The following is a 19,925-nucleotide window of genomic DNA, read 5'->3' as shown; positions in this document are numbered from 1 at the left end:
TTCAACTCATCCGATACTCTCAGTTGAGCTTAATCCTCATCCCAATCTCGGGTGCGACCAACCGCTTTTAACCAACCTTTGTAGAGTTTCTCAGTTCTATCACGACTACTCTCAGGTGTAAAAGTGCGCTCGATCGTCATTCTACTCTTCAATTCATTCAGATCCGACCAAAAACCGACAGCCAAACCTGCGAGAAATGCTGCACCCATACCTGTGGTTTCTTTCATTGCAGGACGTTCAACTGAAGTACCTAAGATATCAGCTTGGAACTGCATCAGAAAATTATTGGCGGTGACACCACCATCAACACGGAGTGTACGCAGCTTCTCACCTGAATCTTGCTGCATCGCGTCTAAAACATCACGCGTTTGATACGCAATCGATTCCAGCGTCGCACGAATAATATGCTCGATACTAATCCCTCTTGTAATCCCCAAGATTGCACCACGTGCGGTCGGATCCCAATAAGGAGCACCAAGTCCAGTAAAGGCTGGAACGACATAGACGCCATTACTATCTTTGACTTTGGTTGCGTAATATTCAGAATCATGCGAATCATTAATCGCTTTCATTTCATCTCGTAACCATTGCACACACGAGCCACCATTAAACACAGCACCCTCAAGTGCATAGTTCACTTCGCCTTTTGCCCCACATGCGATGGTGGTCAATAAGCCATGGTCCGACTGAACAATACGCTTTCCTGTATTCATTAACAAGAAACAGCCTGTGCCGTAGGTATTCTTTGCTTGCCCGACTTCAACACACATTTGACCAAATAATGCGGCTTGTTGATCCCCTGCGATACCAGCGATCGGGATGCCTATTTCTTGTCCACTGATAGTATGCGTGTATCCATAAACTTCGGAAGAACTACGCACTTCAGGCAACATTGCTTTAGGGATGTTTAAAGCTTCAAGTAGCTTATCGTCCCATTCCAATGTTTCAATGTTAAATAACATGGTCCGAGAGGCATTGGTATAATCCGTCACATGAGCTTGACCGTTGGTGAGTTTCCAAATAAGCCATGTATCAATTGTACCGAATAGAAGCTCGCCACGTTCAGCGCGCTCACGACTGCCTTCGACCCGATCGAGAATCCATTTAATTTTTGTCGCAGAGAAGTATGGGTCAATCACCAAACCCGTAACTTTACGCACATAGTCTTGCCAGCCATCTTGACGAAGCTGATTACAAATTTCATTGCTTTGGCGACTTTGCCAAACAATGGCATTGTAAATAGGTTTGCCCGTTTTTTTGTCCCAAATCACCGTCGTTTCACGTTGGTTGGTAATCCCAATCGCGGCAATTTGATCACTTGAAATACTCGCTTGCGCTAACGCTTCAACCCAGACTGCGCTTTGGGTCGCCCAGATTTCCATCGGATCATGCTCAACCCAACCTGGTTGTGGGTAAATTTGGGTAAATTCGCGTTGAGCTATGGTGATGACATTCGCATCGTGATCCAATACGATCGCACGTGAACTCGTTGTACCTTGATCAAATGCAACCACATATTTTTTTTGACTATCTGTAGAGATCATGACATACCTATCCAGACTGGCCTGATGTATTAGAGCAATGAATTAAACGTCCGAAAAAACGGAGAGTAATACTGCAATAAAGCAACGACTTCTGTATTAAATTAAAAACTGGGGCGATTATATGCAAAATTGTTCGCAAACGAAAATTCTTTCTTTATTTTTGAATACAAAAGTGACGAAAAGACCAGTTTTTAAAGATTACTCACAATTCAAAAATCATTTTATGCGATACTAAAAACATAAATAACAGGATCATTGATATGAAAAAAACCAATTTATTCTTTATTGTAAGCGGTACACTTTTGATTGCTGCATGTCAGACAAGCTCACATCAATATAATGGTGCAAAGGGTTATCAAATTGAAGATAAAACAGCAACTTCGGCGACGATTGCCTATACACTTTCTGCACGTGGCAATGCAAATGTGGATGAGAAAAAATTGCAGCATGCATGTAAACAAGTGCTCGGTGCAGAAAAAAATTATAAAATTTCAATTCTAAGCACCAATGAAATCATGAACCCTGCTACACAAGAAAAATACGGTGTTCAGCTTGGCACCAGTCGCACAACTTTTGGTCTATCCAACTCCCCTGATTTAAATAACAGCGAAGGTTATGCCACTCGTCAAGCACTTGAGACTCGACCAACCACACTTACTGTCGTTCGTTATACCTGTTCTTAAATAAGTCAGCCATTTTAAAGATCTGTTCAATAATCATGATGACTGTTAAACGATAACTTTATTATTGACATGCCTCTTCACGAGTATATACTAATTAATATATACTTTATAGGCAGCACAATGAACCATACCGCTAAAATCTTTATGAATGGGCAAAGCCAAGCAGTAAGGCTTCCTAAAGAATATCGCTTCAAAAGTGATATCGTTTATGTACGAAAGAATGCAAAAGGAGAAGTGATTCTGTCTGAGCAGCCTCGTACATGGGCAGATTACTTTAATGAAAATAGTAGTTCACTCGGGTTTGAAAATTTAATGATTGATCGTGAGCAAGATACCCCAGTAGAGCGAGATATATTTTAATGGAATACTTGCTTGATACAAATATTGTGAGCTACCTCTTGCAAGGAGCGGCAAGTAACAAACTAAAAAACAAGCTGATGTTAACCCATCCTGATTCTGTTTTTATTTCGCAGATCACACATGCAGAAATCATTTATGGCTTGGAAAAAGGAGGGAATATTCCACAACATATCGAACGCGTTAACTCACTACTAGAAACACTTAATATTTTGGATTGGGATGAGCGATGCGTTCCAACCTATGCAAAAATCCGTAATGAATTACGATTACAAGGCATTGCGGTACAATCAATGGATTTATTGATCGGTTCTCATGCGCTAGCCCACAACTTAACGTTAATAAGCAATGATCACATCTTTGAACATTTCAAACAATTCAATTTAATGGTTGAAAACTGGCAAAGTTAGTTCTTCAAACATTGCCAGTAATACTAAAATTTTACGGTCACAGCGTTTTATAAAAACTCACATTTTTAAACTCTTTCGCTTCATCTAAATCAGGCCAAGTTGTTGCACTTCGCTCATCAATCTTTATATATTTTGGGTGGCTAAAATTTTTAACTCGACTGTCAGCAACCCAAACCTCAGGTGCGAATTTCAAAAATTCATCTAAAAAGAAGCGATTGCACTGATCATAAAGTACATCAGCAGCGAGCAAGACATCCACTTGTTCTGATTTATAGAGATCATCGAGATATTCAAGCTCTACTTCATTTAAGAGGGCATTTTCACGGCATGATTCAAGACTAATGGGGTCAATATCACAACAAATAACGCGTTTCGCACCTGCCATTTTTGCAGCAATTGCAACTACACCTGAACCAGCACCAAAATCTAGAACAACTTTATCTTTAACATGATGGGGTTCTGCCAATAACCATTGTGCCATCGCTAAGCCAGATGCCCAACAAAAAATCCAATACGGCGTTTCATTCCAAATACGTCGAATGACTTCATCATCCAAACGATCTGTAGGAAATACTGGTGGTATCAGCCATAAAGAAATCGGCGTTTCAGGTAGTTGTTGTGCCAATAAGTCAGTATTTGGAATCACATCATGCAATGCTTTAAGTAACTGTTCAGGCGCTTTAGCAAATTGAAAAGTACAGCTCATATCGTTTCTTTAATTCTTTTAAGTCCCCCTCTTTTATAAAGAGGGGGTTAGGGGGAGATTTAGCCTAATGCTTTTTCAGCAGCTTCAACTGTTTGACGAATCAAAGTGGTAATCGTCATAGGACCTACTCCACCTGGAACAGGCGTATAAGCAGAAGCAACCTCTTCAATACCAACCAATTGGATATCACCTACACCACCGCCATCACGTGGATGGAAACCAGCATCAACCACAACCGCACCTTGCTTGATCCAATCTTTTTGAATCAATTCGGCTTTACCAACTGCACCCACGATAATGTCAGCTTGCTTAACCAACTCTGCAAGATTTTTTGTGCGTGAATGACAGATCGTAACGGTTGCATTGGCTTGCAATAGCATCATTGCCATTGGTTTACCTAAAATCGCAGAGCGACCAACCACAACGGCATGTTTACCTGCAATCTCAATCTTGTTTTCTTGCAAAATGGTCATGATGCCTGCTGGAGTCGCTGAACCGTAAGCAGACTCACCCATCGCCATACGACCAAAACCTAAGCAGGTCACACCATCGACATCTTTTGCCAATGAAATTGCATCAAAACAAGCTCTTTCATCAATTTGTTCTGGCACAGGGTGTTGCAACAAAATCCCGTGCACATCAGGATTTGCATTCAATTTTTCAATTTCTGCAAGCAATTGTTCAGTTGTCGTCTCTTTCGGAAGCTCAACTTTAAGCGAATCCATTCCTACACGACGGCAAGCATTACCTTTCATACGCACATAAGTTGCCGATGCACCATCATCACCAACTAAGATTGTTGCCAAAATTGGGGTACGCCCCGATTTTGCTTTTAATGCTTCTACACGTACCAACAAATCTGCTTCGATTTGTGTTGCCAATGCACGACCGTCTAAAACCAATGCCACAGCGCATCTCCAAAATGGGTATGAATCAATTGCGTAAATAATACATGATAATTTGAGCAATATTCTTTTAGATGTTGTTTTTATGTGCATATTCGCGACAAACACTATTGTTTTTTTTCTAAAGATTGCTAATATGTGCATCACCAAGAGATGGCGGGGTGGCAGAGTGGTCATGCAGCGGACTGCAACTCCGTGTACGCCGGTTCGATTCCGACCTCCGCCTCCATTGGTAAAGCCCGAGTGGTGAAATCGGTAGACACAGGGGATTTAAAATCCCCCGCCCACAAAGCGTGCCAGTTCGAGTCTGGCCTCGGGCACCATTTTCAGCTAATGAAATATGGTGCAAAAAATTCCAGCGTAAGCTGGTTTTTTTATGCCTGAAATTTAGCGAAGTATAAAAAAAGCCAAGTACACTGACTTGGCTTTTTTGTTCTTAGACTTATGCGACTTGCTGTGCAGTCTGCATCGGTAATAAATTCACATCTAAGACCAATTGATGCTGTCGGCTTGCATCCACCGTATATTCTGCTGTTTTAATCGAATCAACGAATACCCATTGAGATTCAACTTGAGCTTCATCAAGTTGAACCATCAAATAACCTCGTTGATTCAAATTGCAGTAATTTAATTCATCAATCAGCGCGGTAAATGCGAACTCGAATTGTTGAAGCTGTGCCGTAGGAATATTAAGGTATTTTTCCATCCCCGGCGAAGATACAGAACTGGTTGCCAGCTCAACGCCGACAAAAGCACCATCTTTGCTATATAAATTAGACGACCACGCATTATGCGTATCCCCTGCAAGGACCACGACTTTCTTCTTTAACTGCGCCAAAGTGCCATATAGAATCTCACGTTCAGCAAAATAGCCATCCCACGCATCTAGGTTATAAGGAGCAACCGTCAGCACACGCGCTTTTTCTTGCTCAGTAAGGCTTGGATCACCTTGTTTAAGACGCATTTTCAGAGTCACTAACTCAGTAATCTGAGTCGTCATTTGATTTAATGTGTCTGTGCTAGGATTGCCTGAAGTAATTTCTGCAAGCGACAATAATAATTCAGCTGGAATTAGCATTTTGGTCATAAGAATCTGCTGACCTAATACATTCCATGTTGCGGTTGAGTTTTGTAATACCCCGACTATACTCTTCTCTTTATTTCCCAATAACCATTCGCGCTGAGTTTCCCCCATGATTGTTCGAGTAGAATTAAACATAGCTGCCTGAAATGCAACCGTATCTAATTGTCCTGTCACTGGATTTATAAATTTTACGTAGTTCAACTGCTCATCACGCGCAATTATGCGAGTATCCAACATCATCAAATTAACCAGACCACCGAAGTTAAACTGTCTATAAATCTTAATATGTTGATTATCCACAGGACGAATCGGCATCCATTCAAAATAGGCTTGTAAGGCTGCCAATTTACGCTCAAGGAAACTACCTTCGTTTTCCTGATGATTCTCCGCACCCTCTTTCCAAGTATCATTCGCCAACTCATGATCATCCCAAATGACAATAAAAGGATGACGTTGATGCAGTGCCTGTAGATCTTTATCACTACGATACAGCGCATAACGCTTGCGATAATCATCTAATTTAATAATTTCTTGGCTATTATCAGCTGCCAAGCTTCTTCCGAGTTTGTCTGCATCTTCTGAGGCATAACCATCCGCACCATATTCATAAATATAGTCGCCTAAATGAATCACCACATCGACATTTTGCTTTGCCATTTCACGATATACATAGAAATAGCCAGCGGGATAATTCGAACAAGAACAGACTGCGAAACTGACTTTCGAAGTACTGGTCGGCAATGTTTTGGTTTGTCCAACGGGAGACTTTTTATCACCAAAAATAAAGCGATAGTAATAGTTTTGATTCGGTGTCAAACCTGTTGCATCGACCTTAACCGTAAAATCTTGTGCTGCTGCCGTTGTCACCTTATCCGTCTTAACGATTTGCTTAAATTGATCATCCAATGCAATTTCCCAAGTGACTTGCAAACGTGCACTTGAATCGTTTGGGCTAAGACGTGTCCAAAGAATCACACGATCCTGCAATGGATCACCGCTCGCCACACCATGATCAAAACTGACTTTTAGCGCATTGCTTTCTTTATCTGAACTATTATTACACCCTGTAAAACCTGTGGATAAAGACAAAGCCCCAAAACCAAATAAACTCTTTTGAATCAGTTCCCGTCGTGAAATTTTTGCTGTCATTTGATGGCTACCTTGGTTTTTATTACTTTAAACAAATAAAACTAAGGTGCGTTGATGAAGGTTTGATCTCAATTTAATGAAAAATTTATGAAAAATAGCGGATTTAGCTTATTTTTTATGAGATAAGCACATGAATTGACTGAAAAGAAAGCAAATAATTCGTTTCACTCTTGCCAAGTTTTAAAGTGTCCTCTATTATTGCGCACATGCCCGAGTGGTGAAATCGGTAGACACAGGGGATTTAAAATCCCCCGCCCACAAAGCGTGCCAGTTCGAGTCTGGCCTCGGGCACCATTTTTCAACAATGAAATTTGGTGCATAAAAAAATCCAGCCTAAGCTGGTTTTTTTATGCCTGAAATTCGGCCAGCTTAATACTGGATCAACTGAAAATTTGGATGATCTGCCAGTTGCTGTAAATAATAACGTTCTTTTTGATAAAAATATTTGTACATTCGATTGACCCACTCACCACGTCGAAAAGTGAGTACTTTTTTATTGACACCATCGTAGCTCAATAAAACAATATCGCCACCCTCTTGGTTCAATAGCGTAATTCGATAACTATGTGGTGCATGTAAATGAGAGGCACTAAGTTCTCTGACGATTTCAACTTTATGCTCACCATCAAGCCAATATTGTTTATCAACCAATGCCTTTTCATTGACCCAAAATCCCGTTTCCGCGCCATCATATGTATCAATCAAGAAAAAATGATGTAACTCTTTTAATAACTCAGATGCAGTGATATCCAAATAATCATTCATATCGACCTCTACTCATTTAAATTTTTATAATTAATGTCACTATTTTCGTGGTTCATCCCAGCCAGATAGCAACGTCATGAGCAAGTTTTTAAAAGATCAAAAAATGATTATTTTATTCAAGTTATTGTCATTTAAAGAAAATTGCTCTTTTATCTCAAAGATATATAGGGCGATTTAGAGAATCAATATTTTTTTCTTAGGCTGTCATGAAAATCAGATAAAAAGAAATTTATGCCAAATCAGGTGTTTATACAAACTTAATTATAATTAAAAAACAAATATATCCACATGATTTTAAAGTGATTTAGCTAAGACTGGGCTAAATCACTTTATTTATGATACAGACAACGATTGCTATTGGTCGCGTGTTTTTACATCAAAAAGTTCAATTTCAAAAGTTAGATTTGAGTTTGCAGGAATAATTTTCCCCATCTTACGTTCACCATAAGCCAAATGTGCAGGTACGATCAGTTTACGCTTTCCGCCTACACGCATGCCCATAATGCCTTGATCCCATCCTTTAATTACACGTCCTGTGCCAATCACAGTTTCAAAGTAATTTCCACGATCAAGTGAAGAATCGAACTGGGTTCCGTCTTCTAACCAACCCGTATAATGTGTGGTGATTAAAGCACCTTTTACCGCTTCTTTACCTTCACCTACTTTTAAATCAATAATCTGTAACTCTGCGCTCATTTTTGTCTCTCCAAACTCAGCTCAATTCAGGGTGTATTCACTATTATTGCAATTGTTGCCACTGAATGTCGACTTGACCTTTGTCACTCAACAATGTCCATTCACCATCCATGATGTTTAACTGCAACTGCATGGTACGCTCACATAATTGCTCAAGTGCTTGGGTGGTTTGAGGAGAAAGCTGCCAAACTTCAACATTACTCAGTGTTTTGATTTTGGTACTTTTCTGCCACCAATCATTCGCTTGTGCACCGTAGGTCACCACGGCAACACTTTTACATCGCGCACTGGCTTTTTTCACTTTATCTTCAGATGGACAACCCACTTCAATCCATTTTTCTAACAAGCCCGTCAGATCTTTTTGCCATAAAGCAGGCTCATCTGTTTCAAATAGATCTTTGGTGAAATCCAAATGCTCATCTGCATAACGCGCATAAGCAAGGATACGCACCATTAATCGCTCAATCGTTTCTGATGGGTGTTGAGCAAGGGTCAGTTGATAATCTGCATAAATATGCTGATCCATATTGGCAATATTTAGGTCTGCCTTATATATCGTTGCTTTTAACGCCATTGCTTCATGTCCTCAAATTTGGCGCTAAGCATACTCTATTTTTGCTAGAAAATGATGCGATTTGTGAATCAACTCGACTCATCTAGGCGACACGCCAAGAGTTGTTTTTCAAACTCAAACCAGTCCTGTTGCACCTGACAAATGATTTCTATTCGATTATCAATACTTGCTTCTACCGACTTATAGTTAAACTGTTGCGGATTGAAATTAAAACTTTTCCAGCCTTGATCGGTATTAAATATTCCTTTGATCCGAACCCAATCCTGCTGTGCGCACAATAGATCCAATAAATCATAAAAGTTGAATTGCCAACGTTTGGAAAACTTCCAACCAGCGACCGTAAATCCTTGCGCAGTTTCAATATAATGGTAGGGCAACTGTTTGATTTCTTGTTCCGCAGCATCACCGAGCTGTATTTTTTGCAATCGGAGTAAAGGTTGGATTTTTCGTTGCAAAGGTTGCTGAACAAGATCAAGCTGCCCCAGCTCTACCCGTCCATGCTCCGCTTCGATCCAATGCTGAACATAAGTCTGATATTCTTGTTTTAGAGCTAAATATGCTTGTTGGTCGGCTTCGGTCATACAATCAATATGGGACAATACAACAATTTGTGCCGCTTTGAGCTGGTCGGTATACAGATTCTGCTGTACCCAATCATGGTCATGCAAACGACTGCCATCAATCACGATCACCAGTGCACGCATTTCTAGACTACTCTGCCAATGTGGCTCTGTTAGCTGATCGAGTAATTGTGCTGGATGCCCCAAGCCCGTTGGTTCAATGAATAACCGATCGGGTTTGCTTTCACTTAATAACCGCGCCAACGCAATTTGCATCGGCAATTGACTGCTACAACACAAACAACCGCCCAACAATTCTTTGACGGTATAACCATCCTGTTGGCTGATTAGTTGTTGATCGACCCCTATCTGCCCGAACTCGTTCATCAAAATCGCCCAAACTTCATGCTCAGGTTTTTGTGCTAATAAATGCTGTAATAATGTGGTCTTCCCTGCACCTAAAAAGCCAGAAATAATATGTGTTGGAACTGCTTTGGGCGAAATGAATTTCACGACATACTCAGGAACAAAGATTTATTGCATTGTAATGCGAAAAAAACAGGAAAAGAAATAATCAGCGATCAAACAACCAAACCTTAATAAAGGCTCACTTAAATATATTAACGAGACCACCATCACATAGTTAATCTAATAACCTTATTCAAAATACAAATATGAATGGTTTATTCAATTAAGTAATTCTAATGAACTCACTAGCAATGTTTAATCTGCGTAAACAGTTAGTTTATTTTTTATCCAAAAAAACATATTTCCATACATTTTAGCACGCAATAATTGGCTATTCATTTACAGAGTAACCACATAAAGTCCTTCAATATTTCAAATTGTTAAGCTTGGCGTAATAGATTGTTAAGGTTATTGCCGTAAATAGATTTGGCACATAGCATGAGCACATGTCTTGATTTGTGGCTTATCTACAAATCAGGCTGTTTTTAATGAAACTGAAATTAAAGGATGCCAACAATGAAACTTATCAAAACACTTCTTGCTACGACGCTTACTCTTGCTGCTGCGACTACATTTGCTGCGTCAGCTAACGAAGTTCAAACTGAAGCACAAACTGAAGACCGTGTTGTTGTTTCAACTCAAGAACAACCAGCGACTGATGCAACAAGCGAAGCTGCTCCTGCATCTGAACCAGTAGCAAACTAATATAGATTTTAAAAGCTACCTCTGCTTTTTTAAATCGATTTATTATGATTTGATCCTATTTCATAATAAATAAAAAAAGATCGAACCATGCTGCGGTTCGATCTTTTTTATGGGCTAAATAAAAATTAAGGCGAAGACTTAAACATACTGCATGAGGGTTGATGAACTTCTTGTAGGCGCCTTTCTTTCCGTTGCTCTGCTGCTTCGAAACGACAACGCTTCCAATCAGTATCTAATTTTAAAGATGGAACTTGTTTCGGTTGGCGCTGTTCATCAACAGCAACCATGGTGAAATAACAGGTGTTCGTATGTCTGATACTACGTTTTTGAATATTTTGAGCTTCGACGCGAATCCCTATTTCCATTGAAGTACGGCCAACATGGTTTACACTCGCTAAGAATGTCACCAATTCACCAACATAAATGGGTTCTTTAAAATTGACTTTATCAACAGATAGCGTCACCACGTAACTGCCTGAATAACGACTAGCGCAAGCATAAGCGACTTGGTCAAGCAGTTTTAAAATAGCGCCACCATGTACATTACCAGAAAAGTTTGCCATATCTGGTGTCATCAAAACCGACATTGTAAGCTCTGATTGATCATCAGGCGTCTGATGGAATTGATCTAGTTGATCCATGTTTGGGACTCATAGCGGAAAACAGCACCACTATTATCACTCATTCATGATCGCAAACATATATCTAAATCAATCAAACACTGTCGCTTGCTCGAGGAGCGATTGTTTTACCTATCACGAGAACGTATTTCTAACTTAAATTTGCGGAATTCATGAGACCAAATACCCCATTGACGATCATATCAACCGCAATGGTCCCGATGAGCAATGCAGCTAAGCGCCCCACGATATCAAAATAACGGTCAATGTATTTTGCATGTTTATAGCGTAAATGATCATGCCCATATTTCATTAAAATCAAAATACTACAGGTCAAGAACAAGGTAACAGCGATCACAGCAACCGCAGCTGTAAAAGGTAAGGTCACTCCCGTGACCACTGCCGCACTAATCGTTCCTGGCCCAATCATAAATGGCATCGCAATCGTTCCAGCTAAGTGCTCAGGTGCACCGCGCATTTCACCGATGGTATCAGCCCCCTGAAATACATAACGATAGCCAATCACTAAGAAAATTAAGCCACCAAAAATTTGAAAAGACTCAAAACGGACATTTAAATATTTACTGAAAATATTCTCGCCACCCCAAGCAAATAAAACAAACACAATAAAGGCAATCAAGCTCCCTTGAATAAGGGCTTTATTAAATACCGTTACATCAGTATTTCGGATAATCCCAACCATATAGACACTCATAAGGAAGGGATTTAACAATGCGAAAAACAACGCAAAAGCATGAACATAAGAAGAAAACATATAAACTCTTGGCCTTACAATATTAATATTTTACTGAACAATTTAAACACGGCGAGATGAGTGATTAAACGTTTTATTAGAACTTTTAATCACATCACTGAGTTAGTCATCTTTAGTTAAATTAACAGCCGTACTCGTTTCAATATTTTTTTCACAGCACGTCCCCTAAGACTATAAAAATTAAATAGTTGTTATCATTTTCACATACGCCCGCGCTTTTAATTTGTATTGCATGTATATGAGTAGTATTGGAAATGTAAATCTCTTGGAAAAGCGTTACCCAGTAAAATACCGTCTATAAATTACGGTATAAATTCGTCAGCTTTAAGATTATTGACCATCTCTTCCAAATTATTTCGAATTAAATATGCCAAATTGATATCGATTCCTTGCAGCATTTTTTGTTCAACTTTCTCAACTACAATATTGCACTCATTCAATTTGTTTAAACCGCTTTGGGTCAGTGTGACCAAGATACGACGACCATGAGTAGGATCTGGTGTTTTTTCTATCCAACCATTGCTAAATAAATCTTGCAGAATTTTATTGGCAGATTGCGGCTTGATAAATGAACGCTCAGCCAACTTAGCATTTGACAGGTTACTTTTAGACGCAAGAACAGACAATGCCGTAAATTGAGGTAAACTGATATTGAGATGTTTTAATTGCTCAGTTAAATGTTTACTGATAATGCGATCAACACGAGCAATCATATAACTTAGTCTCGGTTCATCCTGTATTTTCTTTGGAACTAAACTCGAACGCGCCATAATTTATCTTTCATCAAAAATGGTATGTAAAGGAAGTATGAAGCAAAAGCCACATACTTCCTTTAGGATTTAAAACTTACTAAGTCGTCGTGCTTTGTACTAAATGTACAGGCTGTTTAGGCTTTTTGACAAGCAACAAAGCAGAGATCGCTGCAATTAAAATGATTGGGATACTTGCACCAATCACAATTGTGGAACTTTGACCAAGTGATAGCAGGAAACCCGCCATGAGCGGTCCAGCAAATGAGCCAATGCGACCAATTGCCACCGCTGAACCCACGCCAGTACCACGCATCTCTGTTGGATAGTACATCGCAGCTAAACCATACAATGCAGACTGCCCACCGACAATAAATAAACCACAACCAATTGCCGAAAGTACCAGTAAAGCAACCGTTGGCGAAATGGATAGACAGCATAATGAGAATAGAATCCCCGTATAGATCAACTTAATTACAAAGCTCATGCGCAATTTATCTAACATAACCCCCATAAGGATTGATCCAAAAATACCACCAATGTTATAGCCCATTTGGACATAATTGGCCTCAAACTTGGATAAACCTTGTGCGCCCATGAGCAACGGCAGCCAATTGAGTAAAAAATACAAAACCACCAATGTACAGAAGAAACTGATCCAGATCTGGATCGTCGACATACGGCGTTCTTTCGCAAATAAAACCTCAAAAAATGGAATTGCAGTTTGATGTTGTGTTCTGCGTTGTAAATAATCACTCGATTCAGGCAAATATTTAATAATCAAAGGAATCAATAAAATTGGTGCAATACCACCAATGTAAAAAATATGACGCCATTCACTATCACCCGCCAACAACATGGCCACGACCGAGGTAAGTAATCCACCGAAAGGAATACCACTATACATTATGCTTACAGCTGTGCCCTTATACTGATCTGATACAGCTTCTGAAGCCATCGTAATCATAATCGGCAATGCACCGCCCATGCCCAATCCCGTCAAGAAGCGAATCAACAGTAGTAAATTATAATCAGCAGCAAACGCCGTGAGTAAAGACATTATTCCGAACAGCAAAATGCTCGAGATCAGAATTTTCTTTCTTCCAATAATATCTGCCAATCGCCCACCAAGTATAGCACCCGGTAGCGTACCCAAAATCGCAGCACTAAATGCCCAAGCCATTTGCGCATTGTCCAACATAAATTCTGCACGCATGCGTGGTGCTGCAACGCCCATCGATTGAAGGTCGAAGCCTTCAAAAATTGCAATTGCGAAACAGAGCAGTAAGGTTATTTTTGCACTGCCAGACCGTCCTAATATTTTTTCCATTACTTTGTCCTTTTTCGACCAATCTATCCATTCAGCCTTTTTTGTGTATTGTTTATTAAACACCCCAAAAATATCAGTTAAACTTATCAAAAAATCAATATATTTTTAATAAAAATTTAAAAAATAAAATTTAAAATTATTAATATTATTAAAAATCAGTCAATTAAAAAATTATTTAAATAAATTCCAAAAAAGACTTGAATGTAAGTTTAACTGATATTAAATTAAATCTTAGAACAAACAAATGTCACTTCAAGGAGTCTAACCATGACATATGAAAACCGCTGGGAAACTGTAGATGTAAACGTTGAGAATGGAATCGCATGGGTTACATTGAATCGACCAGAAAAAAAGAATGCTATGAGTCCAACACTAAACCGAGAAATGATCGATGTACTTGAGACCTTAGAGCTTGATCTAGATGCACGAGTATTGGTGCTCACTGGTGCAGGTGATTCATGGACGGCAGGAATGGATTTAAAAGAGTATTTCCGTGAAGTAGATACACAGCCTGAGATCTTCCAAGAACGCATTCGTCGTGACTCATGTCGCTGGCAGTGGCAGCTTCTCCGCATGTATTCAAAACCAACTATTGCAATGGTCAATGGATGGTGTTTCGGTGGTGGTTTTTCCCCTCTTGTCGCATGCGATCTTGCTATCGCAGCAGATGAAGCAACTTTTGGACTATCTGAAATTAACTGGGGTATTCCACCAGGTAATTTGGTTAGCAAGGCAATGGCTGATACGGTCGGTCATCGTGCATCGTTGTATTACATCATGACTGGAAAAACCTTTAGTGGCAAAGAAGCTGAAACAATGGGACTAATTAACAAAAGTGTGCCACTGGCTCAACTCAAAGCAGAGGTTACCGAGCTTGCTAACAATCTGCTTGAAAAAAATCCTGTAGTGCTACGTACTGCTAAAAATGGTTTCAAACGTTGCCGTGAACTGACGTGGGATCAAAACGAAGATTACTTATATGCCAAGTTGGATCAATGTATTCATCGTGATACTGAAAATGGACGCCAAGAAGGTCTGAAACAATTTTTAGATGAAAAATCAATTAAACCAGGTTTACAAAGTTATAAGCGTACTGGTTAACTTTTGATTTTTCTAATGGCAAAGTAAGGATACAACCCATGCAAAATGTACAGTTACTTATTCACGGTCAAGCTTGTGCTGCTTCTAATCAAGCTACCTTTGAACGTATTAGCCCAATTGACGGTAGCGTGGCCTCTCAATCTGCTGCTGCGACCTTGGATGATGTTGATCGTGCCATCGATTCTGCACAACAGGCTTTTACGGTTTGGTCGAAACTCTCGCCCACCGAACGCCGTTTACGCTTATTAAAAGCAGCTGATTTGATGGACAAAAAAACTGAACAATTCATCCAAATTGGAATGCAAGAAACGGGTTCAACTGCAACTTGGTATGGGTTCAATGTCCACCTTGCTGCAAATATGCTACGCGAAGCCGCAGCCATGACCACACAAATTGATGGCAGTCTAATTCCGTCAGATGTGCCAGGCAATCTTGCAATGGGTGTGCGGGTTCCTTGCGGTGTCATTGTTGGCATTGCACCTTGGAACGCTCCGGTCATTTTGGCAACCCGTGCGCTTGCCATGCCGCTGGCTTGTGGTAACACAGTTGTATTAAAAGCATCGGAGGCTTGTCCTGCCACCCATCGCCTGATCGGTGAAGTTTTACATGAAGCAGGTCTAGGTGAAGGTGTGGTGAATGTGATTACTCACGCCGCCGAAGACGCACCACAAATCGTGGAACGTTTAGTATCTCATCCAGCGGTGAAGCGCATTAATTTTACGGGTTCAACCAAAGTCGGAAAAATTATTGCAGAGACTGCTGCAAAATATTTAAAACCGGTTTTACTCGAACTGGGTGGTAAAGCGCCTGTTGTGGTTTTAAATGATGCAGACATTAATGAAGCCGTAAATGCTGTGGCTTTTGGCGCTTTCTTTAATCAGGGGCAAATTTGTATGTCGACTGAACGAGTATTGGTTCAAGACGATATTGCTGATCAGTTCATTGAAAAACTGATTGAAAAAACGCGCTCCATTCAAGCGGGTGATCCAACCACCCAAGAAAGTGTATTGGGTGTCTTGGAAAGTCGTCGCGCTGCAAGCCGTATTCAACATTTGCTGGAAGATGCTCAAAACAAAGGTGCTGACTTACCTTTAGGCATTCATATTGAAGACACCTCCATGCAACCGACATTGGTACTCAATATTAAACCTGACATGCTGCTTTACCGCGAAGAATCATTTGGACCTGTATGCACAGTTCAACGTTTTTCAAGCATCGAAGAAGCTGTAGCACTGGCAAATGACAGCGAGTTCGGTCTGTCTTCAGCAGTGTTTAGCCAAAATATTTCGCAAGCCTTAGACGTTGCTAAACAGATTGATTCGGGTATTTGTCATATTAACGGCGCAACCGTACATGACGAAGCTCAAATGCCATTTGGCGGAACAAAATCGAGTGGTTACGGACGTTTTGGTAGTAAAGTCTCTGTTGCCGAATTTACCGAACTACGCTGGATCACCATTCAGACCCAATCACGCCATTACCCGATTTAATCGGACTAATGCGGAAAACGACATATTAAATATAAATTGCATGATGCAAAAAATAAGGCGCAGTGATGCGCTTGCCATGGAGTGAAAGAAATGCAAATGAATGCCACTCAATCACAAGACCGCGAACGGTTCGTAAAATTAGGGCAACATGATATTCATTATCACCATAAAGATGACATGCTCTATATCAGCCCAAAAGAGCAATTAAAACCATATCCACAAAAACTGACAGATCGGTTAATCCATTTTGCCCAAACCAAACCTGAGCATATTTTTGCTGCAAAACGCAATGCTCAAGGAGAATGGGTCAAACTGAGCTATGCAGAAGTTTTACAACGTGCATGGCACATCGCTCAGGCTTTACATGAACGTAACTTAAGCCAAGAAAGACCGCTGGTCATTTTAAGTGGCAATGATCTCGAACATTTGACACTCTCGATGGGCGCCATGCTGGCAGGTGTACCGTTCTCGGCCATTTCCCCTGCCTACTCTCTGATTTCTCAAGACTTTGGCAAACTTAAACATGTGTTTGAAGTGCTTACACCAGGCATGGTCTATGCCAGCGATGGACAAGCCTTTGCCAAAGCCATTCAGGCATGTATTACATCCGACATTGAAGTGGTCACGAATAAAGGGATTGTGGGCGATCAGATCTGCACATCTTTTCAGTCGCTATTAGATACGCCAGTTTCAAATGTTCAAGAGTTTTATCAAACCTTTGATGAAAACCAAATTGCTAAATTTTTGTTTACTTCTGGCTCGACTAAACTCCCTAAAGCTGTACCAACCACGCATTTAATGCTGTGTGTTAATCAGCAAATGCTGTTGCAGACTTTTCCTGAGTTTGAAGAAACACCACCTGTACTCCTCGACTGGTTGTCTTGGCATCATACCTTTGGCGGCAGTCATAATGTCGGAATTGCACTTTATAACGGTGGCACGATTTACATTGATGATGGCAAACCTGTTGCAGGAAAATTCGACGAAACCATTCGTAATCTCAAAGAAATTTCGCCAACCGTTTATTTAAATGTGCCAAAAGGTTGGGAAGAACTCACCGAAGCTTTAGAAAAAGATGAAGAATTAAGAGACCGCTTTTTTGCCAAAGTTAAAATTTTATTCTTTGCAGGTGCAGCGCTTTCAGAAGCAGGCTGGAACCGACTCGATAAAATTGCTCAGCAACATTGCGGAGAGAAAATTCGCATCATGAGCGGATTGGGAATGACTGAAACTGCACCATCATGTGCTTTTACCACTGGCCCACGCGTGATGGCTGGCTTTATTGGTTACCCTGCTCCTGGATGTGAAATTAAGCTGGTTCCATGTGGCGACAAACTTGAGTTCTGTGTTCGTGGCAAACATGTCATGAAAGGCTATTGGCGCTTAAAGGCGGACCAACAAAGTACTGTGTTTGATGATGAAGGCTTTTTCCATACGGGTGATGCTGTTCGTTTAGTCGATGCAAATGATCCAACCAAAGGCTTGATGTATGACGGGCGAATTGCCGAAGACTTTAAACTTAATACAGGTACTTTTGTGAATGTGGGCACACTACGCAACAAAGTGCTGATTCAAGGTAATTTACTGGTTCAAGATGTTTGTATTACCGGTTCAAACCTGAATGCTGTCGGTTTTCTGATTTTTCCAAAATTAGACGCTTGTGCTCAATATGCAGGCCTTCCGCTTGCTGAACATTCTGCATCAGAGATATTACAGCACCCAAAAGTCCTGCAATGGTTCCGTCAATTTTTAACGACATTTAATAAAGATGCGACTGGCAGTTCAAATACCGTTTCCATGCTTTATTTAATGACCGAACCACCTCAACTCGATGCAGGTGAAGTGACCGATAAAGGCAACCTCAATCAAAGCAATATTACCAAACGTCGTGCCGCTTTAATTGATGAGCTTTATCAAAAGCAGACTGATAATCCACTCATCATCAGAGTGCCCACCATAAAGCAATAAACAATTGAAATAAAAAGGAAGCTCAAACTTCGGTTTGGGCCTTAGCCTCACTTTTGCCTAAAAAAGGTTCAGCATGCCACACGACACAGAATTTGAACTATTTCGGGATAGTTACCGAAGGTTTTTAAAAGAACAAGTTGCTCCGTATTATGAACAATGGGAACACGATGGCTTGATCCCTCGCGACTTATGGCTTCGTCTTGGGGAAAATGGTTTTTTGTGTGTCGATGTACCCGAGGAATATGGCGGTTACGGTGCTCCTGTTCATTACTCCCTCATGCTGGTTCAAGAAACTGCTCAAGCTGGCTTTGCATCTTTAGCTGTTGCCATTGGTGGGCAAAATGAGCTGATTTCTCCTTACCTGCAAAATATTGGAACTGAAGCGCAAAAACGTTATTGGTTACCGAAAATGGTGACAGGTGAAGTCGTCACTGCAATAGCCATGACAGAGGCCAATGCCGGTTCAGACTTACAGGCCATACGCACTCAAGCTATTTTAGAAAATGACCACTACCGTATTAATGGTTCAAAGACATTTATTTCAAATGGTTTGCACGCTGACCTGATCGTTCTGGTGGCAAAAACCAATCCGCAAGCCAAAGCAAAAGGTATTTCGATTCTTCTAGTCGATGCCGCTTTAGACGGCGTAAAAAAAGGCCGCTCTTTACAAAAAATCGGACTACATGCCCAAGATACAGCCGAACTATTCTTTGATGATGTTCTTGTTCCTACCAACCATCGTTTAGGTGAAGAAGGACAAGGCTTTGCCTATTTAATGCAAGAGTTACCTCGCGAACGTTTAAGCATTTCCATGATGGCTTTGGGCTCAATTTTAGGTGCTATCGAAATCACCAAAGACTATGTACTAGAGCGTAAAGCTTTCGGACAACCCTTAAGTCAAATGCAAAACACGCGCTTTGTACTCGCTAACGCGCAAATCAAAGCCAAAGCCGCCCAAGCTTTTGTAGAGCAATGTGCAGCGCTTTATCAACAACACCAGTTAAGCGTCACTCAAGTTGCCGCATTGAAATGCTTTATCACCGATGTCCAGTGTGAAGTGATTGACCAATTACTTCAGCTTTTTGGCGGCTACGGTTATATGCAGGAATACCCGATTTCACGCTTTTTTGTGGATGCGCGGGTACAAAAAATTTACGGGGGCACTAACGAAATCATGAAAGAAATCGTCGCCCGTGAAATGTTAGGAAAATAATTCGATTTAACCCACCAGCAAGGCAGACATAACAATCAAGCCTTATGGAAAAACAACAATGCTATTTTCAGGA

20 protein-coding genes and 3 tRNA genes are annotated in these 19,925 nt (G+C 40.5%); 11 read left to right on the top strand and 12 right to left on the bottom strand.

Annotated features, from left to right (window positions below):
* Positions 1-29: 29 nt before the first annotated feature.
* Positions 30-1,544, bottom strand: coding sequence for a glycerol kinase GlpK (gene glpK, locus J2Y37_RS09870; protein WP_349032688.1), 1,515 nt, complete (start codon positions 1,542-1,544; stop codon positions 30-32).
* Positions 1,545-1,804: 260 nt separating this feature from the next.
* Between glpK and J2Y37_RS09865 the strand changes: the two genes are divergently transcribed.
* The 3 genes from J2Y37_RS09865 (at position 1,805) to J2Y37_RS09855 (ending at position 2,994) form a co-directional block, all read left to right on the top strand.
* Positions 1,805-2,227, top strand: coding sequence for a hypothetical protein (locus tag J2Y37_RS09865; RefSeq protein ID WP_121929480.1), 423 nt, complete (start codon positions 1,805-1,807; stop codon positions 2,225-2,227).
* A 120-nt stretch (positions 2,228-2,347) separates the two neighbouring features.
* Entirely contained in the window at positions 2,348-2,587 is a 240-nt protein-coding gene (locus J2Y37_RS09860) for an AbrB/MazE/SpoVT family DNA-binding domain-containing protein (RefSeq protein WP_349032687.1), read from the top strand.
* Entirely contained in the window at positions 2,587-2,994 is a 408-nt protein-coding gene (locus J2Y37_RS09855) for a PIN domain-containing protein (protein WP_349032686.1), read from the top strand. Before J2Y37_RS09860 ends, J2Y37_RS09855 begins: the two co-directional genes overlap by 1 nt.
* Positions 2,995-3,031: 37 nt before the next feature.
* Here J2Y37_RS09855 and J2Y37_RS09850 read toward each other — a convergent pair whose 3' ends face one another.
* Both J2Y37_RS09850 and folD read right to left on the bottom strand, forming a co-directional pair.
* Positions 3,032-3,700 carry a 50S ribosomal protein L11 methyltransferase gene (locus J2Y37_RS09850; RefSeq protein ID WP_349032685.1) on the bottom strand — a complete coding sequence of 223 codons (669 nt, stop codon included), beginning with the start codon at positions 3,698-3,700 and terminating at the stop codon, positions 3,032-3,034.
* A gap of 59 nt (positions 3,701-3,759) precedes the next feature.
* Complete coding sequence (gene folD / locus J2Y37_RS09845) at positions 3,760-4,608, bottom strand: bifunctional methylenetetrahydrofolate dehydrogenase/methenyltetrahydrofolate cyclohydrolase FolD (protein ID WP_241322787.1); 849 nt, start codon at positions 4,606-4,608, stop codon at positions 3,760-3,762.
* A 152-nt stretch (positions 4,609-4,760) separates the two neighbouring features.
* Here folD and J2Y37_RS09840 point away from each other — a divergent pair.
* Both J2Y37_RS09840 and J2Y37_RS09835 read left to right on the top strand, forming a co-directional pair.
* Positions 4,761-4,834 (top strand) — tRNA-Cys (locus J2Y37_RS09840).
* An 8-nt stretch (positions 4,835-4,842) separates the two neighbouring features.
* Positions 4,843-4,928, top strand: a tRNA-Leu gene (locus J2Y37_RS09835).
* Positions 4,929-5,047: 119 nt separating this feature from the next.
* Here the strand turns inward: J2Y37_RS09835 and J2Y37_RS09830 are convergent.
* Positions 5,048-6,838 carry an alkaline phosphatase D family protein gene (locus J2Y37_RS09830; RefSeq protein WP_349032684.1) on the bottom strand — a complete coding sequence of 597 codons (1,791 nt, stop codon included), beginning with the start codon at positions 6,836-6,838 and terminating at the stop codon, positions 5,048-5,050.
* 208 nt (positions 6,839-7,046) lie between these two features.
* Between J2Y37_RS09830 and J2Y37_RS09825 the strand changes: the two genes are divergently transcribed.
* A tRNA-Leu gene (locus tag J2Y37_RS09825) sits at positions 7,047-7,132 on the top strand.
* Between the two features lie 75 nt (positions 7,133-7,207).
* Here J2Y37_RS09825 and J2Y37_RS09820 read toward each other — a convergent pair.
* The 4 genes from J2Y37_RS09820 to J2Y37_RS09805 all read right to left on the bottom strand — a co-directional run bounded on the left by J2Y37_RS09820 (position 7,208) and on the right by J2Y37_RS09805 (position 9,946).
* Entirely contained in the window at positions 7,208-7,603 is a 396-nt protein-coding gene (locus tag J2Y37_RS09820; RefSeq protein WP_004670307.1) for a hypothetical protein, read from the bottom strand.
* A 354-nt stretch (positions 7,604-7,957) separates the two neighbouring features.
* Positions 7,958-8,299: an FKBP-type peptidyl-prolyl cis-trans isomerase gene (locus J2Y37_RS09815; protein ID WP_004670305.1), complete on the bottom strand. Its 342-nt coding sequence runs from the start codon at positions 8,297-8,299 to the stop codon at positions 7,958-7,960.
* A gap of 43 nt (positions 8,300-8,342) precedes the next feature.
* Positions 8,343-8,873, bottom strand: coding sequence for a YaeQ family protein (locus tag J2Y37_RS09810; protein ID WP_004670303.1), 531 nt, complete (start codon positions 8,871-8,873; stop codon positions 8,343-8,345).
* A gap of 68 nt (positions 8,874-8,941) precedes the next feature.
* Positions 8,942-9,946 carry a GTP-binding protein gene (locus J2Y37_RS09805; RefSeq protein WP_004670301.1) on the bottom strand — a complete coding sequence of 335 codons (1,005 nt, stop codon included), beginning with the start codon at positions 9,944-9,946 and terminating at the stop codon, positions 8,942-8,944.
* Positions 9,947-10,417: 471 nt separating this feature from the next.
* On the opposite strand from J2Y37_RS09805, the gene J2Y37_RS09800 reads away from it, so the two are divergent.
* Positions 10,418-10,606: a hypothetical protein gene (locus J2Y37_RS09800; protein WP_004670299.1), complete on the top strand. Its 189-nt coding sequence runs from the start codon at positions 10,418-10,420 to the stop codon at positions 10,604-10,606.
* 125 nt (positions 10,607-10,731) lie between these two features.
* Here the strand turns inward: J2Y37_RS09800 and J2Y37_RS09795 are convergent, their stop codons facing one another.
* From J2Y37_RS09795 to mhpT, 4 genes are all read right to left on the bottom strand, one after another.
* Positions 10,732-11,247, bottom strand: a complete 516-nt coding sequence (locus tag J2Y37_RS09795; RefSeq protein ID WP_004670298.1) for an acyl-CoA thioesterase — start codon at positions 11,245-11,247, stop codon at positions 10,732-10,734.
* A 130-nt stretch (positions 11,248-11,377) separates the two neighbouring features.
* Positions 11,378-12,001 (bottom strand): MarC family protein, encoded by a 624-nt coding sequence (locus tag J2Y37_RS09790; RefSeq protein ID WP_004670295.1) that lies wholly within the window; start codon positions 11,999-12,001, stop codon positions 11,378-11,380.
* A gap of 302 nt (positions 12,002-12,303) precedes the next feature.
* Entirely contained in the window at positions 12,304-12,771 is a 468-nt protein-coding gene (locus tag J2Y37_RS09785; RefSeq protein WP_241322792.1) for a MarR family transcriptional regulator, read from the bottom strand.
* 79 nt (positions 12,772-12,850) lie between these two features.
* Complete coding sequence (mhpT, locus tag J2Y37_RS09780; protein ID WP_349032683.1) at positions 12,851-14,080, bottom strand: 3-(3-hydroxy-phenyl)propionate transporter MhpT; 1,230 nt, start codon at positions 14,078-14,080, stop codon at positions 12,851-12,853.
* 267 nt (positions 14,081-14,347) lie between these two features.
* Between mhpT and J2Y37_RS09775 the strand changes: the two genes are divergently transcribed.
* The 4 genes from J2Y37_RS09775 to J2Y37_RS09760 all read left to right on the top strand — a co-directional run bounded on the left by J2Y37_RS09775 (position 14,348) and on the right by J2Y37_RS09760 (position 19,852).
* Complete coding sequence (locus J2Y37_RS09775; RefSeq protein ID WP_241322794.1) at positions 14,348-15,181, top strand: p-hydroxycinnamoyl CoA hydratase/lyase; 834 nt, start codon at positions 14,348-14,350, stop codon at positions 15,179-15,181.
* A 38-nt stretch (positions 15,182-15,219) separates the two neighbouring features.
* Positions 15,220-16,671: an aldehyde dehydrogenase gene (locus J2Y37_RS09770; RefSeq protein WP_349032682.1), complete on the top strand. Its 1,452-nt coding sequence runs from the start codon at positions 15,220-15,222 to the stop codon at positions 16,669-16,671.
* A 90-nt stretch (positions 16,672-16,761) separates the two neighbouring features.
* The gene (locus J2Y37_RS09765) at positions 16,762-18,639 is read left to right on the top strand and encodes a feruloyl-CoA synthase (protein WP_349032681.1); all 1,878 of its coding nucleotides are present in this window, start codon (positions 16,762-16,764) and stop codon (positions 18,637-18,639) included.
* A 73-nt stretch (positions 18,640-18,712) separates the two neighbouring features.
* Positions 18,713-19,852 (top strand): acyl-CoA dehydrogenase family protein, encoded by a 1,140-nt coding sequence (locus J2Y37_RS09760; protein ID WP_349032680.1) that lies wholly within the window; start codon positions 18,713-18,715, stop codon positions 19,850-19,852.
* Positions 19,853-19,925: the final 73 nt, after the last annotated feature.

It is taken from the genome of Acinetobacter sp. 3657 (assembly GCF_031456775.1).
Lineage (GTDB): Bacteria > Pseudomonadota > Gammaproteobacteria > Pseudomonadales > Moraxellaceae > Acinetobacter.
The sequence above is the reverse complement of the archived record's forward strand: the minus strand, read 5'-3'. Positions and strand labels throughout refer to the sequence as shown.

Excerpts from the sequence above, each read along its gene's own strand:
- J2Y37_RS09765 (WP_349032681.1), top strand. The coding sequence starts at position 16,762 with ATGCAAATGAATGCCACTCAATCACAAGACCGCGAACGGTTCGTAAAA.
- J2Y37_RS09785 (WP_241322792.1), bottom strand. The coding sequence starts at position 12,771 with ATGGCGCGTTCGAGTTTAGTTCCAAAGAAAATACAGGATGAACCGAGA.
- J2Y37_RS09820 (WP_004670307.1), bottom strand. The coding sequence starts at position 7,603 with ATGAATGATTATTTGGATATCACTGCATCTGAGTTATTAAAAGAGTTA.
- J2Y37_RS09770 (WP_349032682.1), top strand. The coding sequence starts at position 15,220 with ATGCAAAATGTACAGTTACTTATTCACGGTCAAGCTTGTGCTGCTTCT.
- J2Y37_RS09795 (WP_004670298.1), bottom strand. The coding sequence starts at position 11,247 with ATGGATCAACTAGATCAATTCCATCAGACGCCTGATGATCAATCAGAG.
- J2Y37_RS09865 (WP_121929480.1), top strand. The coding sequence starts at position 1,805 with ATGAAAAAAACCAATTTATTCTTTATTGTAAGCGGTACACTTTTGATT.
- mhpT (WP_349032683.1), bottom strand. The coding sequence starts at position 14,080 with ATGGAAAAAATATTAGGACGGTCTGGCAGTGCAAAAATAACCTTACTG.
- J2Y37_RS09800 (WP_004670299.1), top strand. The coding sequence starts at position 10,418 with ATGAAACTTATCAAAACACTTCTTGCTACGACGCTTACTCTTGCTGCT.
- J2Y37_RS09850 (WP_349032685.1), bottom strand. The coding sequence starts at position 3,700 with ATGAGCTGTACTTTTCAATTTGCTAAAGCGCCTGAACAGTTACTTAAA.
- J2Y37_RS09815 (WP_004670305.1), bottom strand. The coding sequence starts at position 8,299 with ATGAGCGCAGAGTTACAGATTATTGATTTAAAAGTAGGTGAAGGTAAA.
- J2Y37_RS09860 (WP_349032687.1), top strand. The coding sequence starts at position 2,348 with ATGAACCATACCGCTAAAATCTTTATGAATGGGCAAAGCCAAGCAGTA.
- glpK (WP_349032688.1), bottom strand. The coding sequence starts at position 1,544 with ATGATCTCTACAGATAGTCAAAAAAAATATGTGGTTGCATTTGATCAA.
- J2Y37_RS09810 (WP_004670303.1), bottom strand. The coding sequence starts at position 8,873 with ATGGCGTTAAAAGCAACGATATATAAGGCAGACCTAAATATTGCCAAT.
- J2Y37_RS09855 (WP_349032686.1), top strand. The coding sequence starts at position 2,587 with ATGGAATACTTGCTTGATACAAATATTGTGAGCTACCTCTTGCAAGGA.
- J2Y37_RS09830 (WP_349032684.1), bottom strand. The coding sequence starts at position 6,838 with ATGACAGCAAAAATTTCACGACGGGAACTGATTCAAAAGAGTTTATTT.
- J2Y37_RS09775 (WP_241322794.1), top strand. The coding sequence starts at position 14,348 with ATGACATATGAAAACCGCTGGGAAACTGTAGATGTAAACGTTGAGAAT.
- J2Y37_RS09760 (WP_349032680.1), top strand. The coding sequence starts at position 18,713 with ATGCCACACGACACAGAATTTGAACTATTTCGGGATAGTTACCGAAGG.
- J2Y37_RS09790 (WP_004670295.1), bottom strand. The coding sequence starts at position 12,001 with ATGTTTTCTTCTTATGTTCATGCTTTTGCGTTGTTTTTCGCATTGTTA.